The following is a 14624-nucleotide window of genomic DNA, read 5'->3' on the forward strand; positions in this document are numbered from 1 at the left end:
GGAGGGGCCAGCCACCCCCAGGACCAACGACGGGAACCTTCATGGGAATCGAAATCAAGATGCCGGCACTTTCTCCCACCATGGAGGAGGGCACGCTTGCCAAGTGGCTCGTCAAGGAAGGCGACACGGTGAAATCCGGCGACCTGCTTGCCGAGATCGAAACCGACAAGGCGACGATGGAATTCGAAGCGGTCGACGAAGGCGTGATCGGGAAGATCCTGGTCGCCGAAGGGACCGATAACGTAAAGGTCGGTACCGTGATCGCGGTGATCGCCGGCGAAGGCGAGGACGTGTCGTCCGCCACCGCCGCCCCTGCCCCGAGCCCGACCCCCGCGCCCGCTCCCGCACCGGCCGCCAGCGCGCCCGCGCCGACTCCGGCCCCTGCCCCGGCGGCACAGCCTGCCGCTGCCTCGGGGTCGCGCGTCAAGGCGAGCCCGCTGGCCCGCCGCATCGCCGCCGACAAGGGCGTCGACCTCGCCGGCGTGACCGGCTCGGGCCCGAACGGCCGCATCGTCAAGGCCGACGTCGAGGGCGCCAAGCCCGGCGTCGCCCCGGCTGCCGCACCGGCCGCTGCTGCGCCGGCCGCGAGCGCCGCTCCGGCTGCCGCACCTGCCGCGAGCACCGAGACCAAGGCGGTGTGGTTCGACGACTCGATCCCGCACGAGGAAGAGAAGCTCTCGAACATCCGCAAGACGATCGCGCGTCGCCTCACCGAGTCGAAGCAGACCGTCCCGCACATCTATCTCACGGTCGACATCCGCCTCGATGCGCTGCTCAAGCTGCGCAGTGAGCTCAACAAGGCGCTCGAGGCGCGCGGCGTGAAGCTGTCGGTCAACGATCTGCTGATCAAGGCGCTGGGTGTCGCGCTGGCGCGTACGCCCAAGTGCAACGTCACCTTCACCGGCGACAAGCTGATCAAGTACAGCCGCGCCGACGTGTCGGTCGCGGTGTCGACCCCGACCGGCCTGATCACCCCGATCGTCAAGGATGCGGCGAACAAGAGCGTCTCGGCGATCGCGACCGAGATGAAGGACCTCGCCGCCCGCGCCCGCGAGGGCAAGCTGCAGCCGCAGGAATATCAGGGCGGCACTGCCAGCCTGTCCAACATGGGCATGTACGGCATCAAGCAGTTCGAAGCGGTGATCAATCCGCCGCAGGGCATGATCATGGCGATCGGCGCGGGCGAGAAGCGCCCGTACATCGTCGACGACGCGCTCGGCGTGGCGACGGTGATGAGCGCCACCGGCAGCTTCGACCATCGCGCCATCGACGGTGCCGACGGGGCCGAGATGATGAAGGTCTTCAAGGAACTCGTCGAAGCCCCGATGGGCATGATCGCCTGATCGGAGGAGCCGGGCGGTGCGCGTATTGATCGAAGTCATCCATATCGTGGTCGGCCTGATCGCGGCGTGGATCATCGCGTCGCTCGCCGCCTGGTCCTACCGCCGCGCCACCCACGACATCTGGCTGGTCGCCTATGTCGCGATGGTGGCGGTGGTGGCGATGGGCATCGGCCCGCTGCGGCGAGCCTATGCCGAAGACCGCGCCCGCTTGCACGGCAACCAGGAGGCTCGCGATGATTGATCAACAGGGCGGCCCGCCCGATCGCCAGCCCGCGATCCGGGTGACGACGATGCCGGCGGACACCAATCCCTATGGAGACATCTTCGGCGGCTGGCTGATGAGCCAGATGGACATGGCGGCGGGGCTGTTCGCCTCGCGCTATTCGCGCGGCCGGGCGGTCACGGTGGCGGTGGAGGGGATGAAGTTCCACTCCCCCGTCGCGGTGGGCGACGAGGTGTCGGTCTATGCCGAGCTGGTCAAGGTCGGCCGCACCTCGATGACCATCGAGGTCCAGGCCTGGCGCCGCGGCCGGCATGTCGAGGAAAGCTGCCTCGTCACCCAGGCGCAGTTCGTGTTCGTTGCGGTCGACGAGAACAAGCGTCCGCGGCCGGTGGACCAGATCGCGTAACGCCCGTGCGGAACTACGGCGTGCGATGCAATTCGCCGGCTCCGCACTATTTCTCCCCAGCCCTCCCCTGAAAGCGGGAAGGGAGCAGAAGGAAGCACACCTTGGCTGAATCCTACGACGTCATCGTTCTCGGCTCGGGCCCCGGCGGCTATGTCGCGGCGATCCGGGCGGCCCAGCTGGGCCTGAAGACCGCCATTGTCGAGCGCGAGCTGCTCGGCGGCATCTGCCTCAACTGGGGCTGCATCCCCACCAAGGCACTGCTGCGCTCGGCGGAAATCTTCCACTATATGCAGCACGCCAAGGATTACGGCCTGATCGCCAACCAGATCAGCGCCGATCTGGACGCGGTGGTGAAGCGCTCGCGCGGCGTCGCCAAGCAGCTCAATCAGGGCGTCACGCACCTGATGAAGAAGAACAAGATCGCGGTGCACATGGGCACCGGCGTGCTGACCGCGAAGGGCAAGCTGACCGTCACCGCCGCGGACGGCAAGAAGACCGACCTCGAAGCGAAGAACATCATCGTCGCGACCGGCGCCCGCGCCCGCGACCTGCCCTTCGCCAAGGCCGACGGCAAGCGCATCTGGACTTATCGCCACGCAATGACGCCTGCTGAGATGCCGACCAAGCTGCTGGTCATCGGCTCGGGCGCGATCGGCGTGGAGTTCGCCAGCTTCTACAACGACATGGGCGCGAACGTGACCATCGTTGAGATGCTCGATCGGATCGTGCCGGTGGAGGACAAGGACATCTCCGCGCACCTGGAAAAGGCGTTCAAGAAGCAGGGGATGACCATCCTCACCCAGACCGGCGTCGAGAAGCTCGACGTGACGGCGAGCGGCGTGAAGGCGTCGATCAAGGGCAAGGACGGCAAGGTCACCGTCGAGGAATTCAGCCACGTCATCGTCGCGATCGGCATCGTGCCGAACACCGAGAATATCGGGCTGGAGACGCTGGGCGTGAAAACCGAGCGCGGACATATCGTCACCGACGCCGCCTGCCGCACCAATGTCGAGGGCCTTTGGGCGATCGGCGACGTCACCGCGCCGCCGTGGCTCGCGCACAAGGCCAGCCATGAGGGCGTGATCGCGGTGGAAGCGATCAACGGCGGCCACCCGCACGCGATGGACGTCCGCAACATCCCGGGCTGCACCTATTGCCACCCGCAGATCGCCAGCGTCGGCCTCACCGAAGCCAAGGCCAAGGAAGCCGGCTATGAGGTGAAGGTCGGCAACTTCCCGTTCATCGGCAACGGCAAGGCGATCGCGCTGGGCGAGCCCGAGGGCTTCGTGAAGACGGTGTTCGACGCCAAGACCGGCGAGCTGCTCGGCGCGCACATGATCGGCGCGGAAGTGACCGAGATGATCCAAGGCTATACGATCGGCAAGACCGGCGAGCTGACCGAGGCCGAGCTGATGGAAACGGTGTTCCCGCACCCGACGATCAGCGAAGCGATGCACGAGTCGGTGCTCGGCGCCTACGGCCGCGCGCTGCACATCTGATCGGGCGGCGGCGGCGCAACCCGCGCTGCCCGCCCCATGAACGAGAAACTCCGGCCCGGGGAAACCCGGGCCGGAGCCGTTTCAGGCCGCGCCGTCGCGCCGCCCTGCCGGCCTCGATGGGGGGATCACATCGAGGCAAGCCCGACATCGCAGCGGGGCGTCGCCCTCAGGCCTCGGCGAGCGCCTGCTGCGACGCGCGCTCGAGTTCCAGCCCGATCGGGCCCTCGCCCTGATAGGTCATGGTGCCGTCGATCTCGACGCCGTTGCCCTTGGCGTTGATCGCCACCACGCCCTGGTTGGTGCGGCAGCCCAGCACCCAGGTGCCCCCCGGATGCCAGGGCTGGTCGTTGCCGCCCCACTGGTTCACCACGCTATAGGTGTTGGCCATGATCAGCGTGCCGCGAAAGCCGATCGGGCCCTCGCCCTTGTAGGTGATCGTGCCCGCCAGCGTCTTGCCGGCATCGCCGCTGGAGACGTCGATCGCAACGACCGCCTGCTGCGGCCGGCAGCCGAGCACCCACAGGCCGCCTGGGTGCCAGGGCGCGTGATCGCCGCCCCACTGATTCTGCGCGTCATAGGCCACGCCGTCGGACACGGCAGCCTTGACGCCGATGTCGCCCTCGCCCTGGTAGCGCATCGTGCCGGTGAGCGTTTGTCCCTGGTCGTTCGAATGAAGATCGAAAGCGACCGCGTTCTGGCCATTGCGCGCGCCGAGCAGGAACAGCCCGGCATCGTGCCAGGGCGCGTTCGGGCCGCCCCACTGGTTCTCGACGCGATAGGTGTTGGTAGTCACAAGGGTCGCGCGCATGCCGATCGGCCCCTCGCCCTGATAGGTCATCGTGCCGGAGAAGCTGTGTCCGCCATCCCCCGACTGGATCTTCAGCGCGATCGGGCGCTGGTCGGCGCGGTTGCCGATATTGAAGATGCCGCCTTCGTGCCAAGGCGCACCGCTGCCGCCCCACTGATTCTGAATCGCAAATACCGTCATTGTCCCTCTCCTGCCAGACCATGCATTCTGCCGCCACCCGACATGTGCGAGGAGCCCGAATGCAAACGACTGCAAACAGACCGGCGCCTAAGGCCAACTCTGCTTCCAACGGTTGTTTTATCGTTGTTTTGCCACCCCGCGACAGCAACGACTCGCTAACGCATCTTAATTTTACGCTACTTGCACTGGTTCGCAATACGCACTTCGCGCACTTGGCATGTTACAAAACCATCTGCCGAGATACTCTACGCAATTTTACACCGCTGCTCAGCCGACGAACCGCCTTTCCTGCGCGAGGGCGTGCGCTGGCGTCGCACGCGGTTCCCTCCTAGAGTCGCACGGCACTTCGCCCTTGTCCGCCAGGAAAGCCGCTCGATGACCATGTACCGCTCGCGTTCCCAGGGCTTTGGCGGGTCGCCGCGTGGCCGGGGCGCGCGCGCGTTGCAGCGCAGGCCGGTCGGCACCCGGCGCAAGGCGCTGTCGGCGCTGATCGTCGCCGTCCTGCTCGCCGGGATCACCCTCGCCTTCTTCTGGCCGGGCGTCGCCAGCTATGACAGCGTCGTCCAATATCAGCAGGTGCTGCGCGGCCAGTATGACGACTGGCACCCGCCGGCCATGGCGCGGCTGTGGGCGGTGTTCCATGGCCTGGGCTGGCGTGGACAGGCGCCGATGTTCGCGCTGCAACTGCTGCTCTACTGGGGCGGCCTGGCGCTGTTCGCGGGCGCGCTCGCCCGCCGGGGACAGGCCATCGCGGCGCTGGCCGTGCTGCTGCTTGGGATCTGGCCGCCGATGCTCGGCTGGCAGGTCGCGGTGCTCAAGGACGGGCAGATGGCGGGCGCGATCCTCGCCGCGGTGGGTCTGGCGAGCTGGTGGCGGCTGGACGACCGGGGGCTGCCGCTCTGGGCGGCAGCGCTGGTGCTGGTGCTGCTCGGCTATGCCACGCTGGTGCGGTTCAACGCCGCCTTCGCCACCGTGCCGCTCGCCTTCGGGCTGCTCGGCGGCTGGCGCTGGGACCGGCCGCGCTTCCAGCTGGCGCTGGTGGTGGCGACGACCGCCGCGGTGATCGCCGTGCTGACGCCGATCAACCAGCGGCTGCTGCACGCCGCGCCGAGCGGGGTCGAGCGCTCGCTGCCGCTGTTCGATCTCGCCGGCATCGCCCACCATGCGGGACCGCAGGCAGTGCCGCAGGTACCCGCCCGGCTTTGGCGCCGTGCCGAGGCCAAGGGCTGCCTCACCCCGATCCTGTGGGACCCACTCGGCGACGACAAGGCCTGCGGCTATATCGTCGATACGCTCCAGCGTGCCGCGCCCGGCAGCAAGCTGCGGAGCGCCTGGGTCGAGGCCATCGCCACCCATCCGCTCGCCTATGCCGAGCACCGGATCGCGCACTGGAACAGCGAGATGCGGCTGTGGATGCCCACCACCATGCCGGGCACCGGGCCGCTGGCGCGCTCCGAGCCCAACACGATCGGGCTCGGCTCGCCCGACAAGCGGATCAACGGCTTCCAGAAGCTCGGCTATACGCTGGCGAGCAGCGCGGCGGGCGCGCCGATCCTGTGGTTCGCGGTCGCGTTCGGCGTGCTGTTCTGCAGTTGGCCCGCGCGCGACGGCGCGGGGGGCGTCGCGGTGACGCTGGCGCTCTCGGCAATCCTCACCGAGCTAGCATTCGGCGTGGTCGGGGTGGCCTCTGACTATCGTTACCATGTCTGGGGCATGCTTGCCGCCGGGCTGGCGCTGCTCGCCGCCAGCGGCACCCGGCCGTCGCCGCAGCGCGTGCTGGTTGCGGTACTGGGGGTTGTCGTGGTCGCCGCGGTGGTGATCGTCGCGCGCTGGACCCTGCCGCCGGCGTTGCCGCCGCTCTGAACGCGGCCTCTTTAGTCGGAGTAGAATCCGTGGCATGGCTGCCCTGAGAAAAGATCAGGGAGGATCCATGCTTCGAAAGACATTGCTGTGCGGCGCGGCGTTGCTGCTCGCGCCCACCCCCGTGCTCGCGCAGGACGTGACGGTCACGGTCGACGCCGCAGCCAAGCCTGGGCCGGTGATCGACCGGCACATCTTCGGCCAGTTCGCCGAGCATCTCGGCAGCGGCATCTATGGCGGCATCTGGGTCGGCAAGGATTCGCCGATTCCAAACACCCGCGGGATCCGCAAGGACGTAGTGGCGGCGCTGCGGGCGATTCACGTGCCGGTGGTGCGCTGGCCGGGCGGCTGCTTCGCCGACGAATATCACTGGCGCGACGGCATCGGCCCGCAGGACAAGCGCCGCAGCAGCGTCAACACCAATTGGGGCGGGTCGGGCGAGCCCAACAGCTTCGGCACCGACGAGTTCATGGACTTCGCTGACCAGGTCGGCGCGGAGGCCTATGTCTCGGTCAATGTCGGCTCGGGCACGATCCAGGAGGCGGCGGACTGGCTCGCCTATATGACCGCCGATCCTTCCACCACCGCCGGCAAGGAGCGCGCGGCCAACGGCCATGTCGCGCCGTACAAGGTCAAGTGGCTGGGTCTCGGCAACGAAAGCTGGGGCTGCGGCGGATCGATGCGGCCCGACGCCTATATCGATCTGATGAAGCGCTTCGCCCGCTTCACCCACAATCTCGATCCGGTGCAGGGCGAGAAGGGCGCGGAGCCGATGCAGCGGATCGCCGTCGGCCCCAACGACAACGACACCAGCTATACCGAAGCGGTGATGGCGGCGTGGAAGGGCCATGACTGGGCGTGGAACATCGAGGGCCTGTCGATGCACGCCTATACCACCGGCGGCTGGCCGCCCTCCTATCCCAGCGTCGGGTTCGACGAGACCGGCTATGCCAAGCTGGTCAAGGCGGCGCTGGCGATGGACGGGATGATCGCCAAGCATTCGGCGATCATGGACAAGTACGATCCGGACAAGAAGGTACCGCTGGTCGTCGACGAATGGGGCGTATGGCTGGCGCCGCTGCCGGGCACCAACCCGGGGTTCCTCTACCAGCAGAACTCGCTGCGCGATGCGATCATCGCCGCGCTCCACTTCAACATCTTCGCGCGCCATGCCGACCGGGTGCGGATGACCAACATCGCCCAGATGATCAACGTGCTCCAGGCGATGATCCTCACCGACAAGGAGAAGATGGTCCTCACGCCCACCTACCATGTGTTCCGCATGTACGTGCCGTTCCAGGATGCACAGGCGGTGCCGGTGGCGTTCGACGCGGGGACCTACACGCAGGGCGGCGTGACGATGCCCCGCGTCGACGCGGTCGCCGCGCGGGGCAAGGACGGCAAATTGTGGCTGGCGGTGACCAACCTCGATGCGGGCAAGCCGGCGCGGGTCGCGGTGAAGTTCGCCGGGGTGGCGGCGAAGAGTGCCGTTGGCGAGGTGCTGACCGCGGCGAAGGTGGATGCGGTCAATAGCTTCGAGGCGCCGAACACCGTGGTGCCGAAGCCGATCCGCGGCACCGTGGCCAAGGGCGGGGTGACGCTGGAGCTGCCGGCAAAGTCGGTCGCGGTGGTGGCGATCGAAGGCTGACACTGCGGTTCTTTCGCACCCCTCCCGCTTGCGGGAGGGGACGGGGGAGGGTGTGAGGGTCGCAGGCTAAACCGCCGCAGCTAGAACCTCCACGTCGCACCCTCCCCTAGCCCCTCCCGCAGGCGGGAGGGGAATTTATGCGGAAGATTTTCAAGTCACAGCGTCTTCACCGCCGCGATCCCCGCATCCTCCACCTGCGCCAGCGGATTGCGCAGCGGCAGGGTGAACGGCGCCGCCTCGATCTCGAACGTATCCCCCACTTCCGTCTTCACCCCGTCGCTGAACGACAGCGTCGCGGTGCCGAAGAAATGGACGTGCACGTCGCCCGGCTGGCGGAACAGCCCGTACTTGAAGTGGTGATGCTCGAGATTGGCGAGGCTGTGCGACATGTTCGTCTCGCCCGAGAGGAACGGCTTTTCCCACAAGGTCGCGCCGTCGCGCACGATCCGGCTGGTGCCGCGCACGTCGCTCGGCGCCTCGCCGACGAGCAGCTCGGGCCCGAGCGCTGCCTGGCGCAGCTTGGAATGCGCCAGCCACAGATAATTGTGCCGCTCGGTCACATGGTCGCTGAACTCGTTGGCGAGGCACAGGCCGAGGCGGAACGGGGTGCCGTCCGGGCCGATCAGATAGATGCCGGCCAGTTCGGGCTCCTCGCCGCCGTCCTGCGCGAAGCCGGGCATTGCCAGCGTCTCGCCGGGGCCGACGAGGTGGTGGCCGTTGCCCTTGTAGAACCATTCGGGCTGCTGCCCGATCGCGCCCGCACCCGGCTTGCCGCCCTCGACGCCCTCGAGGAACATGCGCATCGAGTCGGTCTTGTGCTCGGCCGCGGCCGCATCGCGGTGCATCTTGTCGCGCCCCTCGGCCGAGCCGAGATGGGTGAGCCCGGTGCCGGTCAGCACCAGGTGCGCAGCATCGGGATGGTCGATCGGCGCGAGCAGCTGGCCCGCCGCCAGCGCCGCCGCCGGATCGGCGTCGCCGTCGCTGCCTGCCGCCGCCACCGCCTCGGCGAGCGACTGCCCGGCTTCGATCGCGTGCAGCGCCAGGCTGCGGATATCGGCGAAGCCGCGGACGAAGCGCGCCCCGCTGTCGTCGGCGGCGATCACCCGCCGCTGCCCGTCCGCCCCTCGATACTGCATCAGCCGCAACGCCATCGAACCACTCCTTGTCTTGGTTTAGTCCGACTTATTAGTCTCTGTCCCACTTGGCAATCGCGCATCGTTTGCGGGACGGCACGGCTTCGCGCTACACGGTAAGGATATGCAGGAGAGCGAGCGGATGGCAGTGGACGATCAGGCGGACGGTTTGGACGAGGCAGGCGTGCAGCCGATCACCCGCACGCCCAAGGGCTCGGGCCGCCGCCTGCGGGGCGCCATCGCGCATTATCTCGGCACCCAGATCGTCTCCGGCGCGATCGCGCCCGGCGAGAAGCTGACCGGCGAAGTCGCCAATGCCGAAGCGCTCGACGTGTCGCGCAGCGCCTATCGCGAGGCGGTGCAGGTGCTCACCGCCAAGGGGCTGGTGGAGAGCCGTCCCAAGGCGGGCACCCGGGTGCTGCCGCGTGCCCGCTGGAACATGCTCGATCCGCAGGTCCTCGCCTGGGCCTTTTCGGGCGAGCCCGACACCGATTTCGTCCGCGATCTGTTCGAGCTGCGCGCGGTGGTCGAGCCCGCCGCCGCCCGCCTCGCCGCGGAGCGCCGCGACCGCGACGACGTGAAGGCGATGCGCGACGCGCTCACCCAGATGCGCCGCCACACGCTGGCGACCGATGCCGGGCGCGCGGCGGATCGCGATTTCCATGACGCGCTGCTGGAAGCCACGCACAACAACGCGCTGATCGCGCTGAGCGCCAGCATCGGCGCGGCGGTGAGCTGGACGACCAAGTACAAGCAGCGCGCCCGCGCCCTGCCGCGCGATCCGGTGCCGGACCACATCAAGGTGTTCGACGCGATCGCGGCCGGCGATCCGGATGCGGCAGCGGCGGCGATGCGCACGCTGGTGGATCTGGCACTGGAAGATACCCGCCTGTCGATGTGAAAAAATCCTCCCCCGGAGGGGGAGGGGGACCGCCGCCGAAGGCGGTGGTGGAGGGGTATCTACCCCTACATGGAGGGGTGCCCCGAAGCGGGGACACCCCTCCGTCAGGCCTTCGGCCTGCCACCTCCCCTTCCAGGGGAGGATTTCGATCAGTCCTCGATCGCGTTGGTCGGCTTGCTGCCCCACAGCGCGTAGAACAGGATGTACAGCTCGCAGATCGCGGTCAGCAGGAACGAGTGCTGCAGGCCATAGGTGTCGGCCAGCCAGCCCTGCACCGCCACCAGCGCACCGCCGGCGATCGCCATGATCAGCAGGCCCGAGCCCTCCTCGGTCAGCGGGCCGAGGCCCTTGATGCCTAGGGTGAAGATCGTCGGGAACATGATCGAGTGGAACAGACCCACCAGGATCAGCGACCACATCGCCACTTCGCCCTGGGTGAACACGGTGACCATCATCACGATGAAGGCCGCGATCGAGAAGGCGGCAAGCACGATGCCCGCATCCACCTTCTGCATGATCGCCGAACCGACGAAGCGGCCGACCATCATCCCACCCCACAGCAGGGTTAGGTAGCGGCCCGCCTGCTCGGTGGTCATGTTGCCGATTTCGGGACGGCTGACGAAGTTCACGAACAGGTTGCCGACGCCGATCTCGGCGATCAGGTAGATGAAGATCGCGCCGATGCCGAACACCAGGTTGCGGTGGTTCCACAAGGAGTGGTGCTTGCGTTCTTCCTTGGCGACGCGGCTGGTCGCCGAGCCCATCGCCGGCAGCGGGAAGCGGGCGATCACGATCGCCAGCACCAGCAGCACGACGGCGACGAGCACGTACGGCAGGATCACCGCATGCGCGTCGGCCAAGCGCTCGGCCTGGGTGAGCGTCGCGCCCGCCTCCGCCGTGCCGCCCTTCGAGCGGCCGAGGATCAGATACGCACCGAACAGCGGCGCCAGCATCGTGCCCGCCGAGTTCATCGCCTGCACCAGGTTGAGCCGCGACGAGGCAGTCTCGGACGGGCCGATCACCGCGACATAGGGGTTGGCCGCCACCTGCAGCAGCGTGATGCCGCTGGCGATCACGAACAGCATGAACAGCGTCACGCCATAGGAGGGCAGGCTCGCCGCCAGCGTCATCCCCAGCGCGCCCGCTGCCATGATCAGCAGCCCGACGACCAGCGACTTCTGGTAGCCAATCCGCTCGATCAGCTTGGCCGAGGGGATCGAGGCGAAGAAATAGGCGATGAACCAGACGCTCTCGATCAGCGCCGCCTGGAAATAGCTGAGCTCGAACACGCTGCGCAGATGCGGCAGCAGCGTGCCGTTGATCACCGTGATGAAGCCCCACATGAAGAACAGCGTGGCCAGCAGGGCCAGCGCGCGTCCATATTGCGTTGGGGGAGAGGCTTGCCCGGCCCCCGCCGGAGCAGCCTTTGAGGTTGGCACGACCGCCATGCTGGTATGATCCTCTCGTTTTTTGCCACGGGGAGACGCGGCGGGGTTGCTCTTCGCTTTCTAGTCGGAGTATTAAACCCGATGTCCAGCGTCAACGGCCGCGTCGCCGCTTGCAGCAGCGATAACCGATAGGGAGAGGTATTGCATGAATTATCTTATCAAGGGCGCGCTGCTCGCCACCGCGATGATTCCGCTGTCCGCACAGGCTGGCGAAGCGACCCGCGCCGCCTTCGGCACCACCGCCGACGGCCAGAAGGTGGAAGCGATCACCCTCACCAACGGCCATGGTATGCGCGCCACCATCCTCAGCTATGGCGCGATCCTCCAGTCGCTGTCGGCACCGGACCGCAATGGCAAGTCCGAGGACGTGACGCTCGGCTATAACGACATGAAGGGCTATCTCGTCGCGCCCAACTATTTCGGCGCCACCGTCGGCCGCTATGCCAATCGCATCAAGGGCGGCACCTTCAGCATCGACGGCAAGACCTATACGCTCGCCAAGAACAACGGCCCCAACGCGCTGCACGGCGGGCTGAAGGGCTTCGACAAGCGCCTGTGGACGGTGGAGAAGGTGACCAGCGGCGAGAATGCCAGCGTCACGCTCCGCTATGTCGCGGCCGATGGCGAAGAAGGCTATCCCGGCCAACTCACCGTCACCGCCACCTATGCGCTGAACGAGAAGAACGAGCTGTCGGTCGAGTACACCGCGACGACGACCAAGCCGACCATCGTCAACATCACCAACCACAGCTTCTTCAACCTCGCCGGCGAAGCCTCGCAGCGCTCGATCTACGACCATGTCGTGACCATCCCCGCCGAGACGACGACGCCGGTCGACAAGACGCTGATCCCCACCGGCCAGCTCCGCCCGGTGGAAGGCACCCCGTTCGACTTCCGCAAGCCCACCGTGATCGGTGCCCGCATCCGCGACGGCCGCGATCCGCAGATCGTGTTCGGCCAGGGCTATGACGAGAATTTCGTGATCGCCAAGGCGCCCTCGGCCCAGCCGGTGCTCCATGCCCGCGTCGAGGATCCGTCGAGCGGCCGGGTGATGGAGATCCTCTCCAACCAGCCCGGCGTGCAATTCTATACCGGCAACTTCCTCGACGGCACCGCGATCGGCAAGTCCAATCACGCCTATCGCCAGGGCGACGCGCTCGCACTCGAACCCCAGGTCTTCCCGGACACGCCCAACCAGCCGGCGCTCGGCTCGGCACGGCTCGATCCGGGGCAGACCTATCGCAACGTGATCGTCTATCGTTTCTCGACGACCCGCTGACCTTTTCCTCCCGCAAGGCTTTTCCGATGACCGATACTGCCCGCAAGCTGCGCAGCCGCGCCTGGTTCGACAACCCCGATAACGTTGACATGACGGCGCTCTATCTTGAGCGCTATCTCAACTACGGGCTGAGCCTGGAGGAACTGCGCTCGGGCAAGCCGATCATCGGGATCGCCCAGACGGGCTCGGACCTCAGCCCGTGCAACCGCCACCACCTCGTGCTCGCCGAGCGCATCCGCGAAGGCATTCGCGAGGCGGGCGGCATCGCGATCGAGTTCCCGGTCCATCCGATCCAGGAGACCGGCAAGCGGCCCACGGCTGCGCTCGATCGCAACCTCGCCTATCTCGGCCTGGTCGAGCTGATCTACGGCTATCCGATCGACGGCGTGGTGCTCACCACCGGCTGCGACAAGACCACCCCGGCCTGCCTGATGGCGGCGGCGACGGTGAACATCCCGGCAATCGCGCTGTCGGTCGGACCGATGCTCAACGGCTGGCACCGCGGCGAGCGGACCGGCTCGGGCACGATCGTGTGGAAGGCGCGCGAGCTGCTCGCGGCGGGCGAGATCGACGATGAGGGCTTTATCCGCCTGGTCAGCTCCTCGGCACCGTCGACCGGCTATTGCAACACGATGGGCACGGCAACGACGATGAACAGCCTGGCCGAGGCGCTGGGCATGATGCTGCCGGGCTCGGCGGCGATCCCCGCCCCCTATCGCGACCGGCAGGAAGCCGCCTATCGCACCGGCAAGCGCATCGTCGACATGGTGCACGAGGACCTCAAGCCCTCCGACATCCTGACGCGCGAGGCGTTCCTCAACGCGATCGTCGTCAACTCGGCGATCGGCGGCTCGACCAACGCGCCGATCCACCTCGCCGCGATCGCCCGCCATGTCGGCGCCGAGCTCGCGCTCGATGACTGGCAGACGCACGGCCACAAGGTGCCGCTGCTGGTGAACCTGCAGCCGGCGGGCGAATATCTCGGCGAGGATTATTACCGCGCCGGCGGCGTGCCCGCGGTGGTCGCCCAGCTGATGCAGCAGGGCCTGATCCACGAGAATGCGATCACCGCCAACGGCAAGACCATCGGCGAGAATTGCCGTAATGCCGTGATCGAGGATGAAAAGGTCATCCGCACCTTCGACCAGCCGCTGGTCGAAGAAGCCGGCTTCATCGTACTGCGCGGCAATCTGTTCGACGCGGCGATCATGAAGACCAGCGTGATCGGCCCCGAATTCCGCGACCGCTATCTCTCCAACCCCGAGGACCCCGAGGCGTTCGAAGGCCCGGTCGTGGTGTTCGACGGTCCCGAGGACTATCACCACCGCATCGACGATCCCGCCACCGGCATCACCCCGGACACGCTGCTGGTGATGCGCGGCGCCGGCCCGATCGGCTATCCGGGTGCGGCCGAAGTGGTGAACATGCGCGCGCCCGCGCATCTGATCCGCGAAGGCGTGCACGCGCTGCCGTGCATCGGCGACGGCCGCCAGTCGGGCACCTCGGCCTCGCCCTCGATCCTCAATGCCTCGCCCGAAGCGGCGGCGATGGGCGGCCTTGCGCTGCTCAAGACCGGCGACCGGGTGCGGATCGATCTCAAGCGCGGCACCGCCGACGTGCTGATCCCGGCCGACGAACTCGCCGAGCGCCGCCGCGTGCTGGCCGAGGCGGGCGGCTATGCCTATCCGGCGTCGCAGACGCCGTGGCAGGCGATCCAGCGCGCCGTGGTCGGCCAGATGAACACCGGCGCGATCCTGGAAGGCGCCGAGCAGTTCCAGCGCATCGCCCAGACCCACGGCATCCCGCGCGACAACCACTGACACCCTCTATCCTCCCCCGCCGGGGGGAGGTGGCGCCGCAGGCGACGGAGGGGGAGGAAGCGCCGGCCGCGAGGGT

12 protein-coding genes are annotated in these 14624 nt (G+C 67.5%); 9 read left to right on the top strand and 3 right to left on the bottom strand.

Annotated elements, in window-relative coordinates:
- Positions 1-41: 41 nt before the first annotated feature.
- The 4 genes from QZ670_RS02600 to lpdA all read left to right on the top strand — a co-directional run bounded on the left by QZ670_RS02600 (position 42) and on the right by lpdA (position 3471).
- Positions 42-1343: a pyruvate dehydrogenase complex dihydrolipoamide acetyltransferase gene (locus tag QZ670_RS02600; RefSeq protein WP_294251749.1), complete on the top strand. Its 1302-nt coding sequence runs from the start codon at positions 42-44 to the stop codon at positions 1341-1343.
- A 16-nt stretch (positions 1344-1359) separates the two neighbouring features.
- Complete coding sequence (locus QZ670_RS02605) at positions 1360-1584, top strand: hypothetical protein (protein WP_294251752.1); 225 nt, start codon at positions 1360-1362, stop codon at positions 1582-1584.
- Positions 1577-1972, top strand: a complete 396-nt coding sequence (locus QZ670_RS02610) for an acyl-CoA thioesterase (RefSeq protein ID WP_294251755.1) — start codon at positions 1577-1579, stop codon at positions 1970-1972. Before QZ670_RS02605 ends, QZ670_RS02610 begins: the two co-directional genes overlap by 8 nt.
- 101 nt (positions 1973-2073) lie before the next feature.
- Positions 2074-3471, top strand: coding sequence for a dihydrolipoyl dehydrogenase (lpdA, locus tag QZ670_RS02615; protein WP_294251759.1), 1398 nt, complete (start codon positions 2074-2076; stop codon positions 3469-3471).
- A 166-nt stretch (positions 3472-3637) separates the two neighbouring features.
- On the opposite strand, the gene QZ670_RS02620 is transcribed toward lpdA, so the two are convergent.
- Positions 3638-4459, bottom strand: a complete 822-nt coding sequence (locus QZ670_RS02620) for a lectin ESA-2 (RefSeq protein WP_294251762.1) — start codon at positions 4457-4459, stop codon at positions 3638-3640.
- A 375-nt stretch (positions 4460-4834) separates the two neighbouring features.
- Between QZ670_RS02620 and QZ670_RS02625 the strand changes: the two genes are divergently transcribed.
- The gene (locus QZ670_RS02625) at positions 4835-6322 is read left to right on the top strand and encodes a hypothetical protein (protein WP_294251765.1); all 1488 of its coding nucleotides are present in this window, start codon (positions 4835-4837) and stop codon (positions 6320-6322) included.
- Between the two features lie 67 nt (positions 6323-6389).
- Positions 6390-7967 carry an alpha-L-arabinofuranosidase C-terminal domain-containing protein gene (locus QZ670_RS02630; protein WP_294251769.1) on the top strand — a complete coding sequence of 526 codons (1578 nt, stop codon included), beginning with the start codon at positions 6390-6392 and terminating at the stop codon, positions 7965-7967.
- 155 nt (positions 7968-8122) lie between these two features.
- Here the strand turns inward: QZ670_RS02630 and araD1 are convergent, their stop codons facing one another.
- Positions 8123-9118: an AraD1 family protein gene (gene araD1, locus QZ670_RS02635; RefSeq protein ID WP_294251772.1), complete on the bottom strand. Its 996-nt coding sequence runs from the start codon at positions 9116-9118 to the stop codon at positions 8123-8125.
- Positions 9119-9242: 124 nt separating this feature from the next.
- On the opposite strand from araD1, the gene QZ670_RS02640 reads away from it, so the two are divergent.
- Positions 9243-10001 (top strand): FCD domain-containing protein, encoded by a 759-nt coding sequence (locus QZ670_RS02640; protein WP_294251775.1) that lies wholly within the window; start codon positions 9243-9245, stop codon positions 9999-10001.
- A gap of 149 nt (positions 10002-10150) precedes the next feature.
- On the opposite strand, the gene QZ670_RS02645 is transcribed toward QZ670_RS02640, so the two are convergent.
- Positions 10151-11449: a sugar MFS transporter gene (locus tag QZ670_RS02645; RefSeq protein ID WP_294251778.1), complete on the bottom strand. Its 1299-nt coding sequence runs from the start codon at positions 11447-11449 to the stop codon at positions 10151-10153.
- Positions 11450-11594: 145 nt separating this feature from the next.
- Here QZ670_RS02645 and QZ670_RS02650 point away from each other — a divergent pair, with 145 nt between their 5' ends.
- The gene (locus QZ670_RS02650; RefSeq protein ID WP_294251780.1) at positions 11595-12728 is read left to right on the top strand and encodes an aldose epimerase family protein; all 1134 of its coding nucleotides are present in this window, start codon (positions 11595-11597) and stop codon (positions 12726-12728) included.
- Between the two features lie 26 nt (positions 12729-12754).
- Positions 12755-14548 carry an IlvD/Edd family dehydratase gene (locus QZ670_RS02655; protein ID WP_294251782.1) on the top strand — a complete coding sequence of 598 codons (1794 nt, stop codon included), beginning with the start codon at positions 12755-12757 and terminating at the stop codon, positions 14546-14548.
- Positions 14549-14624 lie beyond the last annotated feature (76 nt).

This window comes from uncultured Sphingomonas sp., assembly GCF_913774285.1.
GTDB lineage: Bacteria > Pseudomonadota > Alphaproteobacteria > Sphingomonadales > Sphingomonadaceae > Sphingomonas.

Coding starts and splice junctions, on each gene's coding strand:
- QZ670_RS02630 (WP_294251769.1), top strand. CDS start 6,390: ATGCTTCGAAAGACATTGCTGTGCGGCGCGGCGTTGCTGCTCGCGCCC.
- QZ670_RS02650 (WP_294251780.1), top strand. CDS start 11,595: ATGAATTATCTTATCAAGGGCGCGCTGCTCGCCACCGCGATGATTCCG.
- QZ670_RS02645 (WP_294251778.1), bottom strand. CDS start 11,449: ATGGCGGTCGTGCCAACCTCAAAGGCTGCTCCGGCGGGGGCCGGGCAA.
- QZ670_RS02655 (WP_294251782.1), top strand. CDS start 12,755: ATGACCGATACTGCCCGCAAGCTGCGCAGCCGCGCCTGGTTCGACAAC.
- QZ670_RS02620 (WP_294251762.1), bottom strand. CDS start 4,459: ATGACGGTATTTGCGATTCAGAATCAGTGGGGCGGCAGCGGTGCGCCT.
- QZ670_RS02600 (WP_294251749.1), top strand. CDS start 42: ATGGGAATCGAAATCAAGATGCCGGCACTTTCTCCCACCATGGAGGAG.
- QZ670_RS02625 (WP_294251765.1), top strand. CDS start 4,835: ATGACCATGTACCGCTCGCGTTCCCAGGGCTTTGGCGGGTCGCCGCGT.
- QZ670_RS02610 (WP_294251755.1), top strand. CDS start 1,577: ATGATTGATCAACAGGGCGGCCCGCCCGATCGCCAGCCCGCGATCCGG.
- araD1 (WP_294251772.1), bottom strand. CDS start 9,118: ATGGCGTTGCGGCTGATGCAGTATCGAGGGGCGGACGGGCAGCGGCGG.
- QZ670_RS02640 (WP_294251775.1), top strand. CDS start 9,243: ATGGCAGTGGACGATCAGGCGGACGGTTTGGACGAGGCAGGCGTGCAG.